Origin of the sequence: Alsobacter ponti, from assembly GCF_024294805.1 — a bacterium.
Lineage (GTDB): Bacteria > Pseudomonadota > Alphaproteobacteria > Rhizobiales > Beijerinckiaceae > Alsobacter > Alsobacter ponti.
Genome location: NZ_JANCLU010000010.1, coordinates 36,207 through 58,916, shown reverse-complemented (window position 1 = coordinate 58,916; position 22,710 = coordinate 36,207). Strand labels below are relative to the sequence as shown.

General features: G+C 71.3%; 20 protein-coding genes. 8 read left to right on the top strand and 12 right to left on the bottom strand.

What is annotated here, in order from left to right; translation table 11 throughout:
* Positions 1–20: 20 nt before the first annotated feature.
* The 5 genes from NK718_RS11755 to ileS form a co-directional block, all read right to left on the bottom strand.
* The gene (locus NK718_RS11755; protein ID WP_254742212.1) at positions 21–1,295 is read right to left on the bottom strand and encodes a M16 family metallopeptidase; all 1,275 of its coding nucleotides are present in this window, start codon (positions 1,293–1,295) and stop codon (positions 21–23) included.
* 40 nt (positions 1,296–1,335) lie between these two features.
* Positions 1,336–2,682: a M16 family metallopeptidase gene (locus NK718_RS11750; RefSeq protein WP_254742209.1), complete on the bottom strand. Its 1,347-nt coding sequence runs from the start codon at positions 2,680–2,682 to the stop codon at positions 1,336–1,338.
* Positions 2,683–2,825: 143 nt separating this feature from the next.
* Positions 2,826–3,533, bottom strand: coding sequence for a hypothetical protein (locus NK718_RS11745; protein ID WP_254742206.1), 708 nt, complete (start codon positions 3,531–3,533; stop codon positions 2,826–2,828).
* Between the two features lie 73 nt (positions 3,534–3,606).
* The gene (gene lspA, locus NK718_RS11740) at positions 3,607–4,131 is read right to left on the bottom strand and encodes a signal peptidase II (RefSeq protein WP_254742203.1); all 525 of its coding nucleotides are present in this window, start codon (positions 4,129–4,131) and stop codon (positions 3,607–3,609) included.
* An 88-nt stretch (positions 4,132–4,219) separates the two neighbouring features.
* On the bottom strand, positions 4,220–7,228 hold the full coding sequence (gene ileS, locus NK718_RS11735) for an isoleucine--tRNA ligase (protein WP_254742200.1): 3,009 nt from the start codon (positions 7,226–7,228) through the stop codon (positions 4,220–4,222).
* 306 nt (positions 7,229–7,534) lie between these two features.
* On the opposite strand from ileS, the gene NK718_RS11730 reads away from it, so the two are divergent.
* Entirely contained in the window at positions 7,535–7,987 is a 453-nt protein-coding gene (locus NK718_RS11730) for a hypothetical protein (RefSeq protein WP_254742197.1), read from the top strand.
* 7 nt (positions 7,988–7,994) lie between these two features.
* Here NK718_RS11730 and NK718_RS11725 read toward each other — a convergent pair whose 3' ends face one another.
* Both NK718_RS11725 and NK718_RS11720 read right to left on the bottom strand, forming a co-directional pair.
* On the bottom strand, positions 7,995–8,996 hold the full coding sequence (locus tag NK718_RS11725; RefSeq protein WP_254742194.1) for a bifunctional riboflavin kinase/FAD synthetase: 1,002 nt from the start codon (positions 8,994–8,996) through the stop codon (positions 7,995–7,997).
* Positions 8,997–9,104: 108 nt separating this feature from the next.
* Positions 9,105–9,536 (bottom strand): MaoC family dehydratase, encoded by a 432-nt coding sequence (locus NK718_RS11720; RefSeq protein ID WP_254742191.1) that lies wholly within the window; start codon positions 9,534–9,536, stop codon positions 9,105–9,107.
* A 248-nt stretch (positions 9,537–9,784) separates the two neighbouring features.
* Between NK718_RS11720 and NK718_RS11715 the strand changes: the two genes are divergently transcribed.
* A complete protein-coding gene (locus NK718_RS11715; protein WP_254742188.1) occupies positions 9,785–10,168 on the top strand; it encodes a response regulator in 384 nt (127 codons plus the stop codon).
* Positions 10,169–10,176: 8 nt separating this feature from the next.
* On the opposite strand, the gene NK718_RS11710 is transcribed toward NK718_RS11715, so the two are convergent.
* Entirely contained in the window at positions 10,177–11,031 is an 855-nt protein-coding gene (locus NK718_RS11710) for a TIGR01459 family HAD-type hydrolase (RefSeq protein ID WP_254742185.1), read from the bottom strand.
* Positions 11,032–11,132: 101 nt separating this feature from the next.
* Positions 11,133–12,551 carry an EAL domain-containing protein gene (locus NK718_RS11705; RefSeq protein WP_254742182.1) on the bottom strand — a complete coding sequence of 473 codons (1,419 nt, stop codon included), beginning with the start codon at positions 12,549–12,551 and terminating at the stop codon, positions 11,133–11,135.
* Between the two features lie 190 nt (positions 12,552–12,741).
* Between NK718_RS11705 and NK718_RS11700 the strand changes: the two genes are divergently transcribed.
* Positions 12,742–12,960 carry a heavy-metal-associated domain-containing protein gene (locus NK718_RS11700; protein WP_254742179.1) on the top strand — a complete coding sequence of 73 codons (219 nt, stop codon included), beginning with the start codon at positions 12,742–12,744 and terminating at the stop codon, positions 12,958–12,960.
* A 4-nt stretch (positions 12,961–12,964) separates the two neighbouring features.
* Here NK718_RS11700 and NK718_RS11695 read toward each other — a convergent pair whose 3' ends face one another.
* From NK718_RS11695 to NK718_RS11685, 3 genes are read right to left on the bottom strand one after another with little or no spacing between them, the layout of a single operon-like run.
* Positions 12,965–13,693: an ABC transporter ATP-binding protein gene (locus NK718_RS11695; protein ID WP_254742176.1), complete on the bottom strand. Its 729-nt coding sequence runs from the start codon at positions 13,691–13,693 to the stop codon at positions 12,965–12,967.
* Positions 13,690–14,925, bottom strand: coding sequence for an ABC transporter permease (locus NK718_RS11690; RefSeq protein ID WP_254742173.1), 1,236 nt, complete (start codon positions 14,923–14,925; stop codon positions 13,690–13,692). Before NK718_RS11690 ends, NK718_RS11695 begins: the two co-directional genes overlap by 4 nt.
* Positions 14,922–15,929: an efflux RND transporter periplasmic adaptor subunit gene (locus NK718_RS11685; RefSeq protein WP_254742170.1), complete on the bottom strand. Its 1,008-nt coding sequence runs from the start codon at positions 15,927–15,929 to the stop codon at positions 14,922–14,924. The genes NK718_RS11690 and NK718_RS11685 overlap by 4 nt, the downstream gene beginning before the upstream one ends.
* Before the next feature lie 260 nt (positions 15,930–16,189).
* Between NK718_RS11685 and aptA the strand changes: the two genes are divergently transcribed.
* The 5 genes from aptA (at position 16,190) to hisG (ending at position 22,677) form a co-directional block, all read left to right on the top strand.
* Entirely contained in the window at positions 16,190–17,536 is a 1,347-nt protein-coding gene (gene aptA, locus NK718_RS11680; RefSeq protein WP_254742167.1) for an omega-aminotransferase AptA, read from the top strand.
* A gap of 314 nt (positions 17,537–17,850) precedes the next feature.
* Positions 17,851–19,335 carry a histidine--tRNA ligase gene (gene hisS, locus NK718_RS11675; protein ID WP_254742164.1) on the top strand — a complete coding sequence of 495 codons (1,485 nt, stop codon included), beginning with the start codon at positions 17,851–17,853 and terminating at the stop codon, positions 19,333–19,335.
* Between the two features lie 117 nt (positions 19,336–19,452).
* Positions 19,453–20,466, top strand: a complete 1,014-nt coding sequence (locus NK718_RS11670; RefSeq protein ID WP_254742161.1) for a M23 family metallopeptidase — start codon at positions 19,453–19,455, stop codon at positions 20,464–20,466.
* Positions 20,467–20,557: 91 nt separating this feature from the next.
* Positions 20,558–21,679 carry an ATP phosphoribosyltransferase regulatory subunit gene (locus NK718_RS11665; protein ID WP_254742158.1) on the top strand — a complete coding sequence of 374 codons (1,122 nt, stop codon included), beginning with the start codon at positions 20,558–20,560 and terminating at the stop codon, positions 21,677–21,679.
* Entirely contained in the window at positions 21,676–22,677 is a 1,002-nt protein-coding gene (gene hisG / locus NK718_RS11660; protein WP_254742155.1) for an ATP phosphoribosyltransferase, read from the top strand. Before NK718_RS11665 ends, hisG begins: the two co-directional genes overlap by 4 nt.
* Positions 22,678–22,710 lie beyond the last annotated feature (33 nt).

Genomic DNA, 22,710 nt, shown 5'->3' with positions numbered 1-22,710 from the left:
CGCCCCCTCTGTACGCCGGTCTACAGCCCGGCGGGCCGTCCCACCACGGCCACCAGCACCTTGCCGTCGCCGTAGACCCGCCGCGCGGCGCGCCTGGCGTCCTCCAGCGTGACGGCGGCCACGAGGCCGTTCCTCCGATCCATATAGTCGATTCCCAGGTCGTCGACCTGGATTCTGACGAGCTGGCTGGCGATCTTGGTCGAGGTATCGAAGTTGAGAGCGTAGGAGCCGATCAGGTACTTGCGCGCCTTGTCCAGCTCCTCCTCGGTGGGGCCGTCCTCGGCCAGCGAGCGGATCTGCTCCTCGATGATGGCCATCGACTCGGCGACGCGCTCGTTCTTGGTCGAGGTGCCGCCGAAATGCAGGGCGGAGTGGTCGAACGGCGCGAGCTGCGACCACACCGAATAGGCGAGGCCCCGCTTCTCGCGCACCTCGCGGAACAGGCGCGAGGAGAAGACGCCGCCACCGAGCACGTGGTTGACCACGATGGCGGGAATCCAGTCCGGGTCGCGCCGGCTGATCCCGGCCGCGCCGTAGCGGACCGAGGACTGCGGGATGGCGAGGTCGACGACCTTGCGCGTGCCCGCGCCGAGCGGCGCGACGTTCGGGACCGGCGTCAGCTCGGCCTTGGCCGGCAGTCCGGCGAAGACGCTGTCCAGCTCGGCCGCCAGCGCGGCGGCGTCGATGGCGCCGACCACGCCGATCTTCAGCGTGTCGCGCGCGATCAGCCGCCGCCGCATGGCGTCAAGATCGTCGCGACCGATGGTCGGCAGGCTCTCCAGCGTGCCGTGGCCCGGGCGTCCGTAGGGATGGCCGGGGTAGGCGACCTCGAAGAAGGCCCGCCCGACCATCGAATCCGGGTCGTTCATCTCGTGGCGGATGCCCGCTTCGATCTGCGCGCGCACCCGTTCGAGCGCCTCCGCGTCGAAGCGCGGCTCGCGCAGGGCGAGGCGCAGCATGTCGAACGCCTCGGCGCGGTGCTTCACCAGCGTGCGCATATGGCCGGAAAGGCCGTCGCGGTCGGCGTTGAAGCGCATCTCGATGGCGAACTCGTCGAGACGCTCGTGGAAGGCGTCGGCGCTGTAAGGCCCCGCGCCCTCGTCGAGGACGGCGGAGAGGAAATAGGCCGTGCCCGGCTTTCCTTCGGGATCCTGCGACGAGCCGCCGCGGATCGAGAACTCCAGCGCCACCAGCGGCACGGTGTAGTCCTCGACCAGCCAGGCTTCGACGCCGCCGGGCGTCACGACGCGCTGGATGCGCGAGGCATGGGCCTGGGGCCGGGTGGGAGCGTTCATAGGATCGTCTTTCGTTTGGCGGTGTCGCGGGGCGGGCCGCTCAGGCGGCCCGCGCCCCGTCCTCGTCCTTGAGCAGATAGCCCGTCACGCAATGGCGACGGTCGAGCCAGCGGGCCGCGGCGTTCTGCACGTCCTGCGCCGTCACCGCCTCGATGTCGCGCGGCCAGCGCGCGACGTCTGCGACGGCGCCGCCGGTCGCGAGCGTCGAGCCGTAGATGCGCGCCAGCGTGGCCTGGCTGTCCTGCGCGTAGACCGTGTCGGCGATCAGCCGCGTCTTGGCGCGCGCGAGTTCGCTCGGCTCCACGCCCTTCTCGACGAGCTCGGCGATCACCGCCTCGAGGTCCTTTTCGAGATCCTCGAGCGTCACGCCCGGGCGGGGCACGGCGTAGAGCATCAGCCGCGTGCGGTCGACGGCGGTGCCCTGGTACCAGCCGCCGGCCGCGACTGCGACGCGCTTCTCCATGACGAGCCGGCGATGCAGGCGGCCCGTGGATTGCGCGCCGAGCACCTGTACGAGCACTTCGAGCGCCTCGGCCTCGCCCGGCGCGCCCGTCGTGTAGGACGGCGCCAGCCAGGCGCGCTGCAGCGACGGCTGCTCGACCTTGGGGTCGGCCAGGCTGACGCGGCGGGCCGCGCGCGGGTCCGGCTCCTGCGGACGGTTGCGCCGGGGCGGCTCCGCGGCGGCCGCGACCTGCCCGTAGGTCTTCTCGGCCAGCGCGCGCACCTCGTCGGGCGTGACGTCGCCGGCGACGACCAGGATGGCGTTGGCCGGCGTGTAGAAGCGGCGATAGTAGGCGAGCGCGTCCTCGCGGTTCAGGCCCTCGATCTCGTGCATCCAGCCGATGATCGGCTTGCCGTAGGGGTGGTGCGTGAACAGCGTCGCGGCCACGGCCTCGCCGAGCTGCGAGCCAGGGTCGGTGTCGGTGCGCATCCGGCGCTCCTCGATCACCACGTCGCGCTCCGGCCCGACCACCTCGTCCGAGAGCACGAGCCCCTGCATGCGGTCGGCCTCGAAGCCCATCACCGTCTCCAGGTGCTCCTTGGCGACGCGCTGGTAGTAGGCCGTGTAGTCGACCGAGGTGAAGGCGTTTTCCTGCCCGCCCAGCTCGGCCACGACGTTCGAGAATTCGCCCTGCGGGTGCTTCTCGGTGCCCTTGAACATCAAATGTTCGAGGAAATGCGCGATGCCCGACTTGCCGATCGGATCGTCGGCGGAGCCGTTGCGGTACCACACCATGTGGGTGACCACCGGGGTGCGGTGATCGGGGATCACCACCACCTCGAGCCCGTTCGCGAGCCGGAAATCCGACACCGCCGGCCCGGAATGCGCGTCCGCCTCCAAGGGGGCGGCGTCGCGGGCGGGCGAGGGAGAGCCTTTTGAGGCCATGAGACGCGGTTCCTGTTCGGCCGGAAAAGAGACGGCCCCGCGCGACGCGGCGCGGCGGCCCTGACCACCATATAGGCGAAGGCCCCGTCTTTCGACAGGGCCTCACGCGGGTCGGTCATCTGGATATGAGGGCGATTCGCCGCTCAGTCGTCGTTCTGCGGCTGGCCCTGCTTGCGGTACGGAGTGAGCGGATCGCGCTCCTCCTGCTCCTGGATGAAGGCGGGCTTGGCCAGCGACTTCTTCGGCATGGCGATCGACGCGTTGCCGGCCGGCACGCGCAGGCCCTGCGGCGGATCGGTGAGATAGTTGCGGGTCGGCTCCTGCCCGGCGGCCAGCGTCGTCGTCTGCTCGGCCTGCGGGTTCTTGAAGCTCTGCATCTTGTCCGGGTGGACCCAGCCGCCCTCGCCACCCACGATCGAGCGGTCGGACGGCCGGTTCGGGGTGTAGTTGTCGACCACAGTCGGGCCGGCGGCGCCGCCGCCCCCGGTCTTGCGGGTGGCGTTGGCGACCGGCACGCGGCCGTTAGGCGCGGAGCGGTCGGGCCGCAGCCCCACCGGCGTCTTCTTGTCGTTCTCGACGGCCTTGCGGTACTCGGCGTCGGGATCCTTCGGCCACGCGGCGCTGCGCTCGGCCGCGGAGACCTGCGGCGGAGGAAGCTGCATCTTGGGCGGAACGACGAGCGGCGCGCGGTCGCGATACTCGATCTGCTGCTCTTCCTCCTGCTTGAGGCCGAGCAGGTTCATGAAGCTGTCCATCACGCCGGCGGCCTTCGCCGGAGCGGCGGAAAAGCTCATCGCGACGCCGAAGGCGGCGAGCGCCAGCGGGACGATCCTGGACGGAGCTGAAGCCATCAATCGCGTTCCCATCGTGCAAAACATGCCTGGGGGGCCTTATCCCCCGGCAAGAGGGCCGTTTTGAGGCCAGTCAGGCCATCGGCTCGCGGTCGGCGCTGCTCATCCCCTCCGGCGAGGACGGCCGCGCCTTCGGCTCGACGACGAGGGAGTCATACAGAATGAGGGCCACGCCCGCAACGATGGCGGAATCCCCGACGTTGAACACGTAGGGAAACACCGGAATCCAGTAGAGCAGGACGAAGTCGGCCACCGCGCCGTACAGCACCCGGTCCAGCGCGTTGCCCAGCGCGCCGCCGATCAGCAGGCCGAGCGCGACCGCGAGCGCCCAGTGGCGCGCGCGCCGCAGCCAGATGGCGAGGCCGACGCTGGCGACGACGGAGACCGCCACCAGCCCGTAACGGCCCCAGTCCTCGTGCTGCTGGAACAGGCCGTAGGAAATGCCGCGATTCCACACCAGCACCAGCTCGAAGAGCGGCGCGACGCGCACCGGCGGCCGGTCCTGCAGCCGGAACACGTACAGGACCCAGGCCTTGACGGCCTGATCGGCGAGGAAGGTGAGGACGGCGACGAGCGCGCCGAGGCGAGGCAGGGACATGCGCCGGTTTACGGCGTCGCCGCGGGCCGCGCAACGGCCAGAACAGCCCGGGCGGACGGGTCCGCCCGGGTCCGTTCCGGGGGAGGCGTCAGGCGGCCACGCCCGCGGCGTCGATCTCGCGCAGCGCGGCGGCGTCGCGCGGGGTCACGTCCGGGTAGTCGGGATCGCGCCCGATCTCGGTCGAGAACTTCCACGAGCGGGCGCACTTGCGGCCTTCGGCGAGGCGCGGCACGACCGCCACGCCGGGGACGTCGTCGAGGCGGAACGCGCTCTCCGGCCCCTCGCCCGCCATCAGCGACAGCCCGGACGTGATGCACACCTCCGCCATATCGACCGTCGCCAGCAACCCGCGCAGCGCGTCGTCGGCCACGAACAGCTCCGGCGCGGCCTCCAGCGAGGCCCCGATTCGCTTTTGGGCGCGCTCGATCTCCAGCGCGCCGGTGACGACGCGGCGCACGCGGCGGATCGCCGCCCATTTCTCGGCGAGCGCGTCGTCGCGCCAGGCGGCCGGCGTCTCCGGGAAGGTACGCAGGTGAACCGAGCCGCCGGCCGCCTCCTCCGGGTAGCGCGACAGCCAGGCCTCCTCGGCGGTGAAAACGAGGATGGGAGCGAGCCAGGCCGTGACGCGGCGGAACACCTCCTCGATGACGGCCAGCGCGGTGAGCCGCGTCGCGCTCGAGGCGGGATCGCAGTAGAGAACGTCCTTGCGCACGTCGAAGTAGAAGGCCGACAGGTCCGTCGTCATGAACGAGGAGAGCTGCGCCACCACCTTCTTGTAGTCGAACTCGGCGTAGGCCTCGCGCACCGCCACGTCCAACTCTGCGAGGCGGTGCAGGATCAGCCGCTCCAGCTCGGGCGCGGCCGCCGCGTCCAGCGTCACCCCGGCCTTGTGGTGGGCCAGCGTGCCGAGCATCCAGCGCAGCGTGTTGCGCAGCTTGCGGTAGGTCTCGACGAAGGTCTTGAGGATTTCCGGGCCGATGCGCAGGTCGTCCGAATAGTCCGACGCCGCCACCCACAGGCGCAGGATGTCGGCCCCGCTGTCGCGGATGACGTCCTGCGGAGCCGTGACGTTGCCCTTGGACTTCGACATCTTCTCGCCCTTCTCGTCGAGGACGAAGCCGTGGGTCAGCACCACGTCGTAGGGCGCGCGACCGCGCGTGCCGCAGCTTTCCAGCAGCGACGAGTGGAACCAGCCGCGATGCTGGTCCGAGCCCTCCAGGTACATCACCGTGTCGGCGCCGCCGTCGACCTTGCGCCTGACGCCGGCGAGCCCGGGGAACTGCTCCGGGTCCTCCAGCGTGAAGGCATGGGTCGAGCCCGAGTCGAACCAGACGTCGAGCACGTCGTCGATCTTCTCGTAAGCGGCGGGGTCGTAGTCGGGCAGCAGGAAGCGCGCGCCGGTGGCGTCGGAGAACCACGCGTCCGCGCCCTCGGCGCGGAAGGCTTCCGCAATGCGCTCGTTGACCGCCTCGTCGCGCAGGATCTCGCCGGTCGCCTTGTCGACGAACACGGTGATCGGCACGCCCCAGGCGCGCTGGCGCGAGATCACCCAGTCGGGCCGATTCTCGATCATGCCGTTGATGCGGTTCTCGCCAACGGCGGGCACCCAACGCGTGTGGCTGATGGCGCGCAGCGCCACCTCGCGCAGCGTCTTGCCGCCGAGGCTCTCCACCGGCCGGTCCATGGCGATGAACCATTGCGGCGTGTTGCGGAAGATCAGCGGGGCCTTGGAGCGCCAGGAATGCGGGTAGGAATGCACCAGCCGCCCGCGCGCGATCAGCGCGCCGACCTCGACGAGCTTGTCGATCACCCGCTTGTTGGCGTCGCCATCCTTGCCCTTGTCGTCGATGACGCGCGCGCCGTCGAACAGCTTGACGTGCGGGAAATAGGCGCCGTCCGGCCCCACCGTGTGCGGAACCTCGGAGGTGCCGGCGGCGGCGAAGGCGGCGCGGTGGTTGACGTAGGTGATGTAGTCGTCCGCCCCGTGGCCCGGCGCGGTGTGGACGAAGCCGGTGCCGGCGTCGTCGGTCACGTAGTCGGCCGGGACGACCGGCACGCCGAAGTCGTAGTAGCCCATCGCGCCGGCCGCGCCGGCCAGCGGATGGCGGCAGAGCTTGATCACGGCGGGGTCGACGTCGCGCACGCGCTCGAACGCCTCGACCTTGGCGGCCTTCATCACCTCGTCGGCGAGCTTGTCGGCGAGGACGTAGAGGTCGCCCTGCCTGGCCCAGTTGCCCTCGGGCGCGGCGGTGACGCGGAACAGGCCGTAGCTCACCGTCGGCGAATAGGCGACGGCCCGGTTGGCCGGGATGGTCCAGGGAGTCGTGGTCCAGATCACCACGCTGGCGGCGAGCAGGTCGGTCGCCGCCTCGCCGGCGGCGCGCAGCTTCACCTCGGCGGCGGTGTCGAGCTGGTCGACCGGGAACTTGGCCCAGATCGTCTGCGAGGTGTGCTCGTGGTACTCGACTTCCGCCTCGGCGAGGGCGGTGCGCTCCACCACCGACCACATCACCGGCTTGGAGCCGCGATAGAGCTGCCCGGTCATGGCGAAGCTCATCAGCTCGGAGGCGATGGTCGCCTCGGCCGGGTAGGCCATGGTCGAGTAGGGGTGCGCCCAGTCGCCCTCGACGCCGAGGCGCTTGAACTCCTCGCGCTGCACGCCGAGCCAGTGCTCCGCGAAGGCGCGGCACTGGCGGCGGAACTCGACGACCGGCACCTCGTCCTTGTTCTTGCCCTTCTTGCGGTACTCCTCCTCGATCTTCCATTCGATCGGCAGGCCGTGGCAGTCCCAGCCGGGCACGTAGTTGGAGTCGTGCCCCAGCATTTGCTGCGAGCGCGTCACCAGATCCTTGAGGATCTTGTTGAGGGCGTGGCCGATATGGATGTTGCCGTTGGCGTAGGGCGGGCCGTCGTGCAGCACGAATTTCGGCCGGCCGGCGGAGGTCTCGCGCAGGCGGCGGTAGAGGTCCATGTCGGCCCAGCGGGCCAGCATTTGCGGCTCGCGCTGCGGCAGGCCCGCCCGCATGGGGAAATCGGTCTGCGGCAGGAACAGCGTCTTGGAATAGTCGCGGGCGGCGGGGGCGGTCTGGTCGTTCATCACATCAACCGGGATGGGCCGGTCGCTCGGGCGACGGGCGGACAGCGGATCGGGTGGAAAGGCGGCGCAACGCCACGGTCCCGACCCCCGGACGAGGCGAGGCGCCTCACGCGGGAGTCGGGCCGATAATTCGTGTGGCGCGCCGGCCGCGCGCGCCCGCAGGGAGCCAAGCCTCTGTCATGCCGGCCTTAGTACCAGCGCCGCCGCCCGGAATAAAGGGCGGCGCGTACGGCGCGGACGCGGCGGGTTCCCCATCGGCCGGCGATGCACTAGCCTTGCCGCCATTGCGAATCGCGGATTTCCAGCATGCGCCGATTCCCCGCCCGTCCCGGGCCGCTTGTCCTTACCATCCTGGCCGCCCTGGCCACGCCGGCGGCGGCGGACGATCCTCCCTTCATCGTCGCCGACTGCGCGCCGCGCGCGGCGGAGCTTGCCGGCGCGCTGGCGGAAACGCCGCCGCGCGGGGCGCTCGCCGCGGAAATCGCGCGCTGGCTGGAGGTCGCGGCGTCGCAGCCGGACGGTGAGGCCGAACGGGCCTACGACCGAGCGCTCCAGCAGACCGTCACCGCACTGCGGACCGCCGGCGTCAGGGTCGCCCCGGTCGACGTGATGGTCTGGCGCTTCCAGGCGCTGGACGCGCGCCGGCGGCTGGCGACGCCGCCGATGATCGCGTTCGAGACGGATTTCCCACCGCTGGAGCCCATTCTGCGGGAGATGCGGCTGATCGTCAGCCTGTCGCCGCCGTCCTGCCGGACCTGAGCGACGCCTACAGGCGCAGCGGCAGCAGCGAGGGGGCGGGCGTGTCCGGCCCGCGCGCCAGCGCCGCCCGGGCGGCTTCGGCGTCGCGGTTCATCTGGGCGATCAGCGCGTCGAGGCTGTCGAACTTCTCCTCGCCGCGCAGCCATGCGCAGAACTCGACGTCGACCGACTTGCCGTAGAGGTCGCCCGAGAAGTCGAACAGGAACACCTCCAGCATGGGCGGGCCGTCGTCGAAGGTGGGCCGGCGGCCGTAGCTCGCCACGCCGTTGCGCACGACGCCGTCCACCGCCATGCGGACGGCGTAGATGCCGTGGCGCAGTCCGCAGCCCTCCGGCGTCTTCATGTTGGCGGTCGGGAAGCCGAGCGTGCGGCCCCGCTTGTCGCCGTGCCCGACGACGGAGCGGACGATCCAGCGGTAGCCGAGCAAGGCGGCGGCGGGCTCGACCTGCCCGGCCTCCAGATGCGCGCGGATGGCGCTGGACGACACCGGCGCACCGCCGCGCTGCAAAGGCGGGATCACCTCGACCGAGAGGCCGAGCGAGGGCCCCTCCGCGGCCAGCAGCGCGGGCGAGCCCTCCCGCCCCTTGCCGAAATGGAAATCGTGGCCGACGGCGACGCCACGCAGGCCCAGCCGGCCGACCAGCAGGCCGGAGATGAAGTCGGCCGCGCTGGTGCCCGACAGGGCGGCGTCGAAACTCATGACGACGACGCCGTCCAGTCCCATCCGCTCGGCCAGCGCCGCCTTCACCGCCTGCGGCGTGAGCCGGAACATCTTGACGTCGGGCCGGAAAAAGGCGCGCGGATGCGGCTCGAAGGTCAGCAGCACGCACGGCGCGCCGAGGCCCTGCGCCATGGTCCGGGCGGCGTGGAACACGGCGCGGTGGCCGAGATGAAGCCCGTCGAAATTGCCGATCGCCGCAACGCTCCCGGCAAGGGCGCCCGGAAGCGCGCCGGACGAGGCGTCCAGGTGGGAGACGGTGAAGATGCGGCCGACGGGTCGCGTGGTCATGCGTGGGTTCCGGAGCAGGATGGCGTGAGCCGGACAGACGCCGGCAGACCGGCCCGGGCCGGCAAACTGGCCTCTCGGGCCGCGCCGGTCAAGCGAGCCGCCGGGCGGTCAAAGTGCCCTCCGCCGGGGGGCCATGACCCAGGCCTCGCCTTCCAGCACGGGCTTGGTGTCGACGAGGCACTGGCAGGCGAGCCGCACGCGCGATCCCTTCTCCACCAGCTCGGCCACCTCGACCACCGCCACCACCACGTCGCCGATGCGCACCGGGGCGAGGAAGCGCAGCGTCTGCGACAGGTATACCGCGCCAGGGCCGGGCAGGCGCGTGCCGATCACCGCCGAGATCAGGCTCGCGGTGAACATGCCGTGGGCGATGCGCTGGCCGAAGCGCGTCGTCGCCGCGTAGTCGTCGGAGAGGTGGATGGGATTGACGTCACCCGAGACCTCGGCGAACTGCGACACCGTGCTTTCCATCACGGTGCGCATCAGCGTCTCGCGCATGCCGACGTGGAGATCCTCGAAGAACAGGGTCCTGACCGTCATTTGCGTCCTTTCGCGGGGCGAAGAGCCGGGAAAATGACGGGTTCCGCGCCGCAAATCCACTGTATCAAAGGTCGATGGTGATATTCATCCCTTGCGTGCGGAACAGCACCTTCCCGCCGCTTCCGCGCGAAGGTTGAGTTCACCCGTTAACTCCATCTAAAGCCCTTGCGGGCAGGCTCGGACGCAACCGTTTTCGCCAGCCCGTGGCCTCGCTTTTGGCGGGAGCCGCGCCGGTTCGGAGACCACCCATGGCCCTGCCCGCCTCGCTGTCGATCCTGGTCGTCGACGACTACCAGACGATGATCCGCATCATCCGCAACCTCCTGAAGCAGCTCGGCTTCGAGGATGTCGACGACGCCAGCAACGGCGCGCAGGCGCTCGGCAAGATGAAGGACAAGAAGTACGACCTCGTCATCTCCGACTGGAACATGGAGCCGATGACGGGTTTCGAGCTGCTCAAGAGCATGCGCGCCGACGACCACCTGCGCGACACGCCGTTCATCATGGTGACCGCCGAGTCGAAGACCGACAACGTCGTCGCCGCCAAGCGCGCCGGCGTCAGCAGCTACATCGTCAAGCCGTTCAACGCGCAGACGCTGCGTTCCAAGATCGAGGCGGTCTGCGGCGGCTAGCGCCGGCCCTACCAGGCGAGCTTGTCGATCGCCGCCGTCGGGTGAACCTCGGCGGCCGAGAGGAAGGCCGACAAGAGACCGTGGTCCAGCGCCAGCGCGGCGATGCCGATCTCGTGCGTATGGATGCCCCGCGCCACGAACAGCGAGTCGCAGCCCAGGCCGTTCGCCCCCGCCACGTCGGTGCGAAGCGCGTCGCCGACCGCCAGCACGCGCGCCAGCTCCGTCTCGCGCTTGCGCAGCGACGCCGCGATGGCGAGGGCGGACTCGTAGATGGGACGGTGCGGCTTGCCGGCGAACACCACGTCCCCGCCCAGCTCGGCATAGGCCTCGGCCAGCGCGCCGGCGCAATAGACCAGCTCCCCGCCCCGCTCGACCACGAGGTCGGGATTGGCGCAGACGAAACGCATGCCGCGCTCGCGCGCCCGGCCCAGCAGGTCGCGATAATCCTCAGGCGTCTCGCGCTCGTCGTGCAGCAGGCCGGTGCAGACCAGCGTGCGGGCCGCCTCGAACTCCACGCGGGGCGCGGCCAGGCCCTCGAAGAGCGGGAAATCCCGCTCCGGCCCCAGCCAGAAATAGGGCGCGTCCTCGCCCTCCAGCACGGCGCGGGTCACGTCGCCCGAGGTGACGATGCCGTCCCAGGCGTCGCGCGGCACGCCGAGATGGTCGAGGTGCGGCACCACGGAAGCGGCAGGCCGCGGCGCGTTGGAGACCAGCACCACGGTCCCGCCGCGCTGGCGGAAGCGGTTGAGCGCGTCGGCGGCGGCGCGGTGGGCGTGCAGGCCGTCATGGAGCACGCCCCAGATGTCGCACAGGATCACCTCGTAGCGGCTCGACCATTCGGCGATCCCGTCCAGGACGGGCACGCGGACGGGCTCTTGGCCAGGCTCTTGGACGGGGGACGCGGTCATGGCTCATCCGTGCGCTGCGGCGGGTCAAGGGCCGCTATCGGCCGGGGCGGGTCCTGTCAAGCCGTGGTCCGGCGCAGCAGCGAGCGGAAGGGCGCCCGCGCCGGGCCGGACGGCGGCGGCTGGGGCGGCTCGGACGGCTCTTTCGAGGGGGCGGGGTCCGCTTCGCGGACCGGCTCCGGCGGGGCCGCCTCGACGGCGTCGAGGATGTCCTGCCGCACGGGGCGCGCCTCGCCAAAGGCGTGGCCCTGCCCCAGCGTCACCGCGAAATCCTGCAGGTCGAGGGCCAGGCGCTCCGTCCCGACCTCGCTCACGGCCAGCGCGACGCCGTGCCGCGCCAGTAGCCCGGAGAGGTCGTAGGGGTGGATCTCGGTCGGCGCTTCGCCCTCCGCGCCGGCCAGCAGCAGGCTTGCCGGCGTTTTCGCGAGACTGACGCCATGGGCGGCCAGACGCTGCGCGTCCAGCCGCAGGTCGGTCACGCCGTCCATGGCGAAGCGGAAGCCGAGGTCGCGCACGCCCGCCAGGGCGTCGGCCTCGATCGGCCCGATATCGCGCAGTTCCGCCTGGGTGATGCGGAACATCAGGCGGCCGGTGAAGGAGGGATCGGCCGCCACGAGGCCGGCCAGCTCGCGGTGGACCACCGGGTCGGCCAGCGTCGCGAGGTCGACCGGGCAGATCACCGGCACGTCGCGATTGCGGCTCATCAGGTGGCGCACCACGCGCAGCGCGTGGCCGAGCAGGTAGCGGCCGAGCCGCGCGCCGGCCCCGACCGAGATGGCCGCCGCCCCGAGATCGTCGCCGTGCAGCACGACGCCGCCCTCGCGCACCCGCGCCGAGAGCTCGTAGACGCGGACCTTGCGCCCCGGCAGGCCGACGATCGGCTGCAGCAGCAGTTCCACCCGGTTCTGCTCGATCGCCTCGCGGACGAAGGACGGAGCGCCGGGCGATGGCGCGGGGTCCGGAACGGCCGGGGGCTGCGGCGCGAGCGCCTGCGGAGCGGAGACGGCCGGCCGGGGCGAGCCCTCCGCCAGCACCGCCTCGTGCTGCGCGACGACCTCGGCGAGGTCGCGCACCACGCCGCTCAACGCCTCGATCTCGCCCGCCGCCGCATCCACGGCGCTGGTGCGCGCGTCGTCCACCGCGCCCCTGATCTCGTGCATGAACTCCTGGACCTCGCGCAGACGCGTCTCCAGCGCGAGGACGCGCCGGGCCATGAGCGCCACGCCGTTCTCCAGCATCGCCATGCGCGGGTCGTCGGTGACCGGGCCGGGCTTCGCCCGCTTCAAATCGTCCAAGGCGACGCCGCGCATGGCCCCGAAGCCGCGCCGCGCCCACAGGAACGCGCCGAACCCGAACGCGCCGATCACCAGGCCGGCGATGACGTAGGGGGCGCGGCCGAACAGGTACAGCGCCCCCAGCACGACCGCGGCCACCACCGCGCCGATCAGAAAAGTGGTCAGCTTGATGCGCCTGAACACGTCGGGGTCCCGGTCCTCGCGCCCGCCTCGGGGGGCTTTACCCGTTTAAAGCGCAAGGCGCGATTCGCGCCAATGCGCCGGCGCGCCGCGCCTGCCGCCGATGGTCGCGCTTGGCCGGCGAGGCCGGGATGCCTATCTTCCGTGTCGAAACGCCGTCCGCCACCGCGCCGGCGCAACGAGGAGTTCACCGATGAGCCAGACCCGCGAACCCGTCGTCCTCAAGGTCGAAGGCATGACCTGCGGCGGCTGCGCCAACGCCGTGACGCGCATCGTCAAGCGCGCCGACCCCGAGGCGGACGTCAAGGTCGAGCTGGAGAGCGGCCGCGTCGAGGCGCGCACGACGGCCGATATCCACAAGCTGGCCGAATCCATCACCAAGGCCGGATACGCCGCGACGCCGCTCGCCTGAACCTTCACACGGCCGGCGCTTCGCGTCTGTTGGACGCGTCGGAGGCGATGCGGCCGTCGACGATGTGGATGCGACGGTCCGCCCGGGCGGCGAGTTCCATGTCGTGCGTGACGACCACGACCGAATGGTCGTGCTCGTCCACGAGGCCGCGCAGGATGGACAGAACCTGCTGGCTCGACGCGGTATCGAGGTTGCCCGTGGGCTCGTCGGCGAGGATCACGGGCGGATGGTTGGCCATCGCCCGCGCGATGGCGACGCGCTGGCGCTGACCGCCCGACAGCTGGTCAGGCCGCTTGGCCATGTGGGGCTCGAGCCCGAGCTGGGAGAGCAGCATTTCGGCCCGCTCGCGGCAGCGCGCGATCGGCATCGCGCCCAGCGCCCGCATCGGCAGCATGACGTTGTCGACGGCCGAGAACTCGGGCAGCAGGAAGTGGAACTGGAACACGAAGCCGAGCGAGCCGAGCCGGATAGCCGCCCGCGCGTCCTCGTCGATGTGCGTCGTGTCCACCCCTCCGATCTCGATCGCGCCCGAGGTGGGGACGTCGAGCAGCCCGAGCAAATACATCAGCGACGACTTGCCGGAGCCGGACGGGCCGGTGATGGCGACGAACTCGCCGGGATGGACCTTGAGCGTGATGTCCTCGACCAGCGTCACCGGAACGACGCCGGGCAGCACGCGCGTGGCGTGGATCGCCTCGAGCAGGACGGCGGGCTCGGCCGGCGCCGCGCTCACGACGCGCCCCTGATGATCTCGACGGGATGGACCCTCGCCGCCTTGCGAGCCGGGAAGAAGCCGGCGATCACCGATGATCCGAGCGCCGCCGCGCCGGCGATGGCGTAGTGCCAGGGGGAATAGAGCAGCGGCAGGCGGGTGGCGTCGGTGAACCCCGTCTTGAACTCGATCTGCCCGAGCATGACGCAGAGCAGGAAGCCGAACACCCATCCCACCACCATGCCGAGCGCGCCGATGATGGTCGCCTCCAGCACGAAGATCCGGCGCACCGTCGCCTCGCGCAGGCCCAGCGACTTCATGATGGCGATGTCGCGCGCCTTCTCGTGCGTGATCGTCGAGACGATGTTGAAGGTGCCGAACGAGGCGACGAGCAGGATCGCCCCGACCACCATGATCATGATGGCGTTGCGGATCTGGAACGCCGACAACAGGTCCTCGTGCGCCTCCTGCCAGGATACGGCCTTGTATCCGGTCTGCCGCTCGATGCGCGAGGCCACGTCGCGCGCCGCCATGGCGTCGTCGACGCGGATGCGCAACTCGTTCACCAGACCGATCTGCTGCTCCAGGATCTGCGCCGTCTTGACCAGCGTGTAGACCTGGTTGTCGTCGATCTGCCGCACGCCGGCGTGGAACAGCCCGACCACCTGCGCGAACAAAGGCCGCGCGCCCGAGGTGGTGATGGTCAGCGTGTTGCCGACCCGCGCGCCGATGCGCGAGGCCAGCCCGTCGCCGAGAATGACGGCGTTCGAGGCCTTGTAGAGCGCGTCGAGCGAGCCCTGCGTGACCTGCGTCGGGAGCTGCGACACCTTGACCTCGCGCTTCGGGTCGATGCCGATCACCGTCGCCGCGGTGTCGCGCCCGGCGTAGCGGATGATCGCCTTCGACTGCACCGACGGCGCGACGCTGCCGGGCAGCCAGCCCTCCAGCGCGGCGATGATGGCGAACGGGTTCTTGATGCCCGCCCGCTCCTTCTCGGTGGAGAGGCTGAGAATGCGCACGGCGTCGTAGGTCCGCTCGGCCGGCTGCACCGGCGGCTCGCGCCGCTCGTCCGAGACCGAGATGTGCGGCAGCGAGTCGACCAGGCGGTCGATGAAGTCCTGCTGCGAGCCTTCCATGAGGGACGCCATCATCACCGAGAAGCCGACGCCCGTGGCGACGCCGAGCAGGCCCACGAGCGTCTGGCGCATGCGCGAGCGGATATGCGTGAGCGCGATGTCGATGACGAGGTTCATGGCCCGCCCGCCACGCGCACGCGCTCGCCGTCCCGGTATTCGGGCCTGGCCGGCGAGACGATGGCGTCGCCCTCCCGCAGCCCGTCGACGATCTCGACCATCCGCGTGCCGCGAATGCCGACCTTGACCGGGGCGCGCGACAGTCGCCCCTCCCCGACTTTCCAGGCCACGTCGCCCGAGATCGCCTCGGCCGGCGCGAGCAGCGCGTCCTGCGTCTCCCGCGACACGATGTTGGCCTCGACGCTCATGCCGATCAGCAGCGGCGTATCGTCCGGCAGGCCGAGATAGACGCGGAACGTCTTGGCCGACGGGTCACCCTTGGGCGTGATGAACGACACCGTGGCCGGCAGCGTGCGCGCGCCGAAGCCGTCGTTGCGCAGCAGCACCTTCATGCCGGGCTGGACGCGGGGGATGTCCTCCTCGTTGACGTCGGCGACGACGCGCAGCGGCTTGGGCTGGCCGACCCAGAAGACCACGTCGTTCTGGCCGACGATCTCGCCCAGCTCGAAGTCCTTGCGCAGCACCACGCCGTCCATGGGGGCGCGCAGCACCAGCGCGTCGACGCGCTCGCGGGCGGCGGCGATGCGCGCGGCGGATTCCTTCAGCGCCGTCTCGGAGGTCTCGACCGCCGTCGCCGAGGTGGCGTTGCGCTCCAGCAGCCCGGCGAGTCGGGTGTGCTCCTTCTCGAAGAAGGCGCGGCGCGCCTCAAGCTCGGTGAGGTTGGCGCGCTCCTCGGCGTCGTCCTGCCGGGCCAGCACCTCGCCCTGGACGACCTGCCTGCCCTCGCAGTCGCACAGCTCGACGAGGCGCTTGCGCTGCATCGGGATCACCTTGGCCCAGCGGGCCGGTTCCACGGTGCCGGTGGCGTAGACGACCTCGGCCACGCTGCCGCGCGTGACGCGGACCGTCGCGACCTCGGGGCCCCGGCCGAACCTGAGCCACACCCCGGCCGCGACGGCCGCCGCCACCGTTCCCAGCACCAGCGCCCGAGTCCACCGCACCATTCGTCTCCCGCGTTCCGCGCCAAGTTCCGCGCCGCACGATCCTACACCGCCCGCGCCGCGCCGCCGATTGAGGTGACGCAACCTTGCCGATCAACCTGCCGCGAGGGCGCGCTTTTTCAAAAATTTCGCATTCCATGCGACGGATCGCGCCCGGCGCGCCGAAAAATCGCAAGCCCTGCGGACGGCGCGCCTTTTGCGCCGCGCCGCGCCCTGATAGCATTTTCGGATCGCCGCAGCTCAGAACGCCGAGGAAAACGCCCATGTCACTCGCGCATGACCAGTCCCGCCGCGAGGCCGCCCCGAACGACCTCGACGCCTTCTGGTTGCCCTTCACGCCGAACCGCGCCTTCAAGAAGAACCCGCGCATGATCGTGGGCGCGAAGGACATGCACTACATTACGCCGGACGGCCGCAAGGTGCTCGACGGCGTCGCCGGCCTGTGGTGCTGCAACGCCGGCCACAACCGGGGCCCCATCGTCGAGGCGATCCAGAAGCAGGCCGCCGAGCTCGACTATTCGCCGGCCTTCCAGTTCGGCCACCCTAAGGCGTTCCAGCTCGCCTCGCGCATCGCGGCGATGGCGCCGGGCGACCTCGACCACGTGTTCTTCGCCAATTCCGGCTCGGAGGGCGTCGACACGGCGCTGAAGATCGCCCTCGCCTACTGGAACGCGCGCGGCCAGGGCCAGCGCACGCGCCTGATCGGCCGCGAGCGCGGCTATCACGGCGTCGGCTTCGGCGGCATCTCGGTCGGCGGCATCGTCACCAACCGCAAGATGTTCGGCACGCTGCTGACCGGCGTCGACCACCTGCCGCACACCTATAACCGCGCGGAGCAGGCCTTCACCAAGGGCCAGCCCGAGTGGGGCGCGCACACGGCCGACGAGCTGGAGCGCATCGTCGCCCTGCACGACCCCTCCACCATCGCCGCCGTGATCGTCGAGCCGATGGCCGGCTCGACCGGCGTGCTGCCGCCGCCGAAGGGGTATCTCGAGCGCCTGCGCGCCATCTGCGACAAATACGGCCTGCTGCTGATCTTCGACGAGGTGATCAGCGGCTTCGGCCGGCTCGGCACGGCGTTCGCGGCCGAGCGCTTCGGCGTGCTGCCGGACATGATCGTCTTCGCCAAGGCGGTGAACTCCGGCACGGTGCCGATGGGCGGCGTGATCGCCCGCAAGGGCATCTACGACACCTTCATGAAGGGGCCGGAGCACGTCATCGAGCTGTTCCACGGCTACACCTATTCCGGCCACCCGCTCGCCGCCGCCGCCGGCCTCGCCACGCAGGACGTCTATCGCGACGAGAAGCTGTTCGAGCGCGCCGCCGCGCTCGAGTCGACCTGGGCGGACGCGGTGATGAGCCTGAAGAGCCTGCCCAACGTGCTCGACATCCGGCAGATCGGCCTCGTCGGCGCGATCGACCTCGCGTCGCGGCCCGACGCCTTCGGCGCGCGCGCCTACGAGGCGATGGACACCGCCTTCCGCGAGCACGACGCGATGATCCGCATCACCGGCGACACGATCGCCCTGTCGCCGCCGCTGACGATCACCGAGGAGCAGATCGGCGAGCTGGTCGACAAGGTCGCAAAGTCCATCCGCGCCGTCGCCTGACACGGGAGGGCGCGCGGCGGCTCCGGCCGCCCCGCCTTTTGTGACGCGATCCAGGCCCGCTTCGCTCCGGCAAAGCGGGCTTTTTCTTGGGCGTTGCCGTGCGCCCGAGGGGCGCGTCGCGATTCGTGCCGGCTGCGTTCACGCTCCGCGCGCTTCGTTAACGCCGCCGCGCGCGCCGGGACCGGGGCGGTTCACGGCGGCTTAACCATGAGCGCCCGGCTTGCCCCTCCCTGCGGGCTGCGCTACCACCCCGCCACACGTCGCAACCGAGGGACGGCCGCCCGCGCGGCGCGCGTCCGGGAGCCCGAAAACCGATGAGCAGCCCCAACAAGTCCCAGATGGTGAAGCCCCGCCTGCCGCGCGGTTTCGCGGACCGGGGACCGGCGGACATCGCCGCCACCGACGCCATGCTCGCCGCCATCCGGGAGACGTTCGAACTGTACGGTTTCGAGGCGGTCGAGACGCCGTTTGTGGAATACACCGAGGCGCTCGGCAAGTTCCTGCCGGACCAGGATCGGCCGAACGAGGGCGTGTTCTCGTTCCAGGACGACGACGAGTCCTGGCTGTCGCTGCGCTACGACCTCACCGCGCCGCTGGCCCGCTACGTGGCCGAGCATTTCGACGCGTTGCCCAAGCCCTACCGCTCCTACCGGTGCGGCTGGGTGTTCCGAAACGAGAAGCCCGGGCCGGGCCGCTTCCGCCAGTTCATGCAGTTCGACGCGGATACGGTCGGTTCGCCGGGCGTCGCCGCCGACGCCGAGGCGGCGATGATGCTGGCCGACACGCTGGAGCGCGTTGGCATCGCGCGCGGCGACTATGTGGTGCGCGTCAACAACCGCAAGGTGCTGGACGGCGTGCTGGAGGCCATCGGCCTCGCCGGAGAGGAGAACGCCGCCCGCCGCCTGATCGTGCTGCGGGCCATCGACAAGCTCGACAAGGTCGGCCCCGAGGGCGTCGCCGCCCTGCTCGGCCCCGGCCGGATGGACCCGAGCGGCGACTTCACCAAGGGCGCGGGCCTCGCGCCCGAGGACATCGAGCGCGTGCTCGCCTTCACCTCGGCCCAGGCGGAGCACGCCGGCCTCACGCTCATCAATCTGCGCGAGGTGGTCGGAACCTCGGCGCGCGGCGCGGAAGGCGTCGAGGAGCTGGCGACGATCGCGCAGCTCGTCGGCGCGGCGGGCTACGGCGACGGCCGCGTCGTCATCGACCCCTCGGTCGTGCGCGGGCTCGAATACTATACCGGCCCGGTCTACGAGGCCGAGCTGACGTTCCGGGTGAAGGACGAGGACGGCAGGCCGGTGCGCTTCGGCTCGGTCGCCGGCGGCGGGCGCTATGACGGGCTGGTGGCGCGCTTCCGGGGCGAGCCCGTGCCGGCCACGGGCTTCTCCATCGGCGTGTCGCGCCTGCTCGCCGCGCTGAAGGCGCTCGGCCAGGTGCGCGAGGACGCCGCGCGCGGCCCGGTCGTCGTGCTCGTCATGGACCGCGACCATGTCGCCCACTACCAGTCCATGGTCGCCGCTTTGCGCGCCGCCGGCATTCGCGCCGAGATGTACATGGGCGGCGCGGGCATGAAGGCCCAGATGAAATACGCCGACCGGCGGCGCGCCCCGTGCGTCGTCATCCAGGGCTCGAACGAGCGCGAGGCCGGCGAAATCCAGATCAAGGACCTGGTGGAGGGCGCGAAGGCGGCGGCCGCCATCGCCGGGCACGAGGAGTGGAAGGCGGCGCGGCCGGCCCAGTTCTCCGCCCCCGAGTCCGAGCTGGTGGAGCGCGTGCGGGAGGTTCTGGCGCGCCACTGATCTGTTAGGGTCGCCTTCATCGGGTCGGCCGGCGAATCCTTGCGCCGTTCCGCCGAACTTTGGCCGCGCTCCGCACGGAGAGTGACCCCTTCCGCTTTTCAGCACGTCGGATTTGCCATGCCCCCGATCGAAACAGCCGCCCGCCTCGCCGCCGCCGCAGCCCTGGGGGCGTTCGCCTGGCTGGGGGCCGGCCCGGCGCTCGCCCAGCCGGTGCTGGACCTGCCCATCGACTGCCGGCTCGGCGAGACCTGCTTCATCCAGAACTATGTCGACGACGATCCGTCGCCCTCGGCCAAGGACTACAAGTGCGGCACCCGCACCTACGAGGCCCATAACGGCGTCGACTTCCGCCTGCCCACCCTCGCCGACCAGAAGCGCGGCGTGACGGTGCGCGCCGCCGCCGCCGGGCGCGTGACCGGCCTGCGCGACGAGATGGACGACGTCTCGGTGCGCGAGCGTGGCGTGGCATCCGTGGAAGGCAAGGAGTGCGGCAACGGCGTCGTGGTGGACCACGGCGACGGCTGGGCCAGCCAGTATTGCCACATGCAGCGCGGCAGCATCGCGGTGAAGACCGGCGACCGCGTGACCGTGGGGCAGACGCTGGGGAAGGTGGGGCTTTCCGGCATGACCGAGTATCCCCACCTGCACTTCACCCTGCGCAAGGACGGCAAGGTGGTCGACCCGTTCGCCTACGGCGCGGCGCCGGGCGCGTGCGGCGGCGGCCAGTCGCTCTGGGCGCCCACGCTGTCGGCGGCGCTGGCCTACCAGCCCCGCGCCGTGCTGAACGCCGGGTTCGCGACCGGCCCGGTGACGATGGAGGCGATCGAGGCCGGCAGCGCCGCCCCGCCGAAGATCGACGCCAAGGCCGAGGCGCTGGTCGCCTTCGTGCGGGTGATCGGCCTCCAGGCCGGCGACGTGTCGCGCATCACCATCTTCGGCCCGGACGGCCAGCAGGTGATGCGCAACGACGCCAAGCCGCAGGAGCGCGACCAGGCCCAGACCATGCTGTTCGCCGGCCGCAAGCGGCCGGAGCGCGGTTTCGCGCCGGGCGTCTACCGCGCCGTCTACGAGGCGATGCGCGACGGCGCGGCGGCTTTCAGCCACGCCTTCACGGTGCGCGTCGCGCCGTAGCGCCCTCACGCCCCGTTCACTGTGGCGGGCAAATCCGGTCGCAATCCCGGCCAAGCCTTGGTAAAGAGGCGCCCGAAGATTGGGGACGCGCGTGGAACGGACTGTTCAGGATCTCAGCGACGGCCTGCTGGCCTCGTTCGCCGGCGCGGGCTACGCGCGCATGGAGCCCGACGTGCTGCAGCCGGCCGACGTGTTCCTCGACCTCTCGGGCGAGGACATTCGCAGCCGCATGTTCGTGACCTCCGACGCCGACGGGCGCGAGTGGGCGCTGCGGCCGGAGTTCACCATTCCCGTGGCGCGGGCCTGGCTGGCGGCCGGCGGCGGACGCGAGCCGGCGAGCTTCTCCTATTGCGGGCCGGTGTTCCGCCTGCGCGTGGGGGAAATCGGCGAGTTCATCCAGGCGGGCATCGAATCCTTCGGCCGCGACGATTGCGAAGCGGCGGACGCGGAAGTGCTCGCGCTGGCGCTGGAAGCCGTGACGGCGCACGGACTCGACCGGCCGGACATCCGGCTCGGCGACGTCGGCCTGTTCACCGCGCTGCTCGACGCGCTCGCTTTGCCGGCGGCGCGCGTGCGCAAGCTGAAGCGCGCCTACGCCCAGGGTGGCCTCAACGCCGCGTCCATCGACGTGCTCGCCAACGGCCATTCCGGCGCGAGCGAGCACGCCGGCGTGCTGCGCGCGCTCGAGGGCCAGGACCCGAAGGCGGCGCGCGCCTTCGTCGAAGACCTGCTGAAGATCGCCGGCATCTCGTCGGTGGGCGGGCGCAGCGCGGGCGAGATCGCCGCGCGCTTCCTCGCCCAGGCCGCCGCCGAGGCTGACGCCGACCTCTCCGAGGAGGTGCGCGACATTCTCAAGCGCTTCGTCGCCATCTCCGGCGACCCGGACACCGCCTCCGCCCGCCTGCGCGCGCTGGCGGCGGAAACCGGCCTGGACCTGACGGCGGCGCTCGACGCCTTCGACGCCCGCACGGGCTTCATCGCGGCGCGCGGCATCGACGTCACCACGCTCGCCTTCTCCGCCGCGTTCGGCCGCAACCTCGACTACTACACGGGCGCGGTGTTCGAGATCCGCGACGCGCGGCAGGCGGACGGCCGGCCCATCGTCGGCGGCGGGCGCTACGACCGCCTGCTCGGCACGCTCGGCGCGCCGCGCCCCATCGCCGCGGTCGGCTGCTCGATCTGGCTCGACCGCCTCGCCGGAGTCCGCCGATGAACCCGCCCTCCCTGCCGGCCGATCCGCCGCTGACGCTGGCCGTGCCCTCCAAGGGGCGGCTGCAGGAGAACGCCTTCGCCTTCTTCGCCCGCGCCGGCCTGCCGCTGACGCAGGGCCGCGGCGCGCGCGACTATCGCGGCTCCATCGCCGGAATGCCGGACGTCGAGGTGCTGTTCCTCTCCGCCTCCGAGATCGCCCGCGAGCTGTCCCAGGGCGGCGCGCATCTCGGCATCACCGGCGAGGACCTGATCCGCGAGTCCATTCCCGACGCGGACGAGCGCCTGTCGCTGCTCACCCCGCTCGGCTTCGGCCACGCCAACGTCGTGGTCGCGGTGCCGCAGGCGTGGATCGACGTGCGCAGCATGGCCGACCTCGAGGACGTCGCCTCGGCGTTCCGGGCGCAGCACGGCCGCAAGATGCGCGTGGCGACCAAGTACGTGAACCTGACCCGCGCCTTCTTCGCCAGCCACGGCGTCGCCGACTACCGCATCGTCGAGAGCCTCGGCGCGACCGAGGGAGCGCCGGCTTCCGGAAGCGCCGAGCTGATCGTCGACATCACCACGACGGGCGCGACGCTGGCGGCCAACGCCCTCAAGGTCGTCGACGACGGCGTGATGCTGCGCAGCGAGGCCAACCTCGTCGCCTCGGTCGGCGCGGCCTGGGGACCGCGCGCGAGACGGGCCGTCGCCTCCATCCTGGCGCGCATCGCCGCCGAGGAGGAGGGCCGCACGACGCGCGAGGTGCGCGCCTGGCTTCCGGAGGGCGCGGAAGGAGTGCTTGAGGAAGCCGCGCGCCGCTTCTCCGCCGCGGTGCTGGAGCGCGGCGACGGCGCGGACGCCGGACGCAAGGCGCTGCTGACCTGCCCCAAGGCCAATCTGTTCGCGCTGGCCGAGTGGCTGGTGTCGCAGGGGGCGAGCCGCGTCGCCGTGACCTCCGCGGACTACGTGTTCGCCGCCAGCAACAAGCTCATCGAGCGGCTCGAAGCGCGGATCGGCTAGGCCCGCGCAGCCGATTGCGGCGCGCGAGGCTCG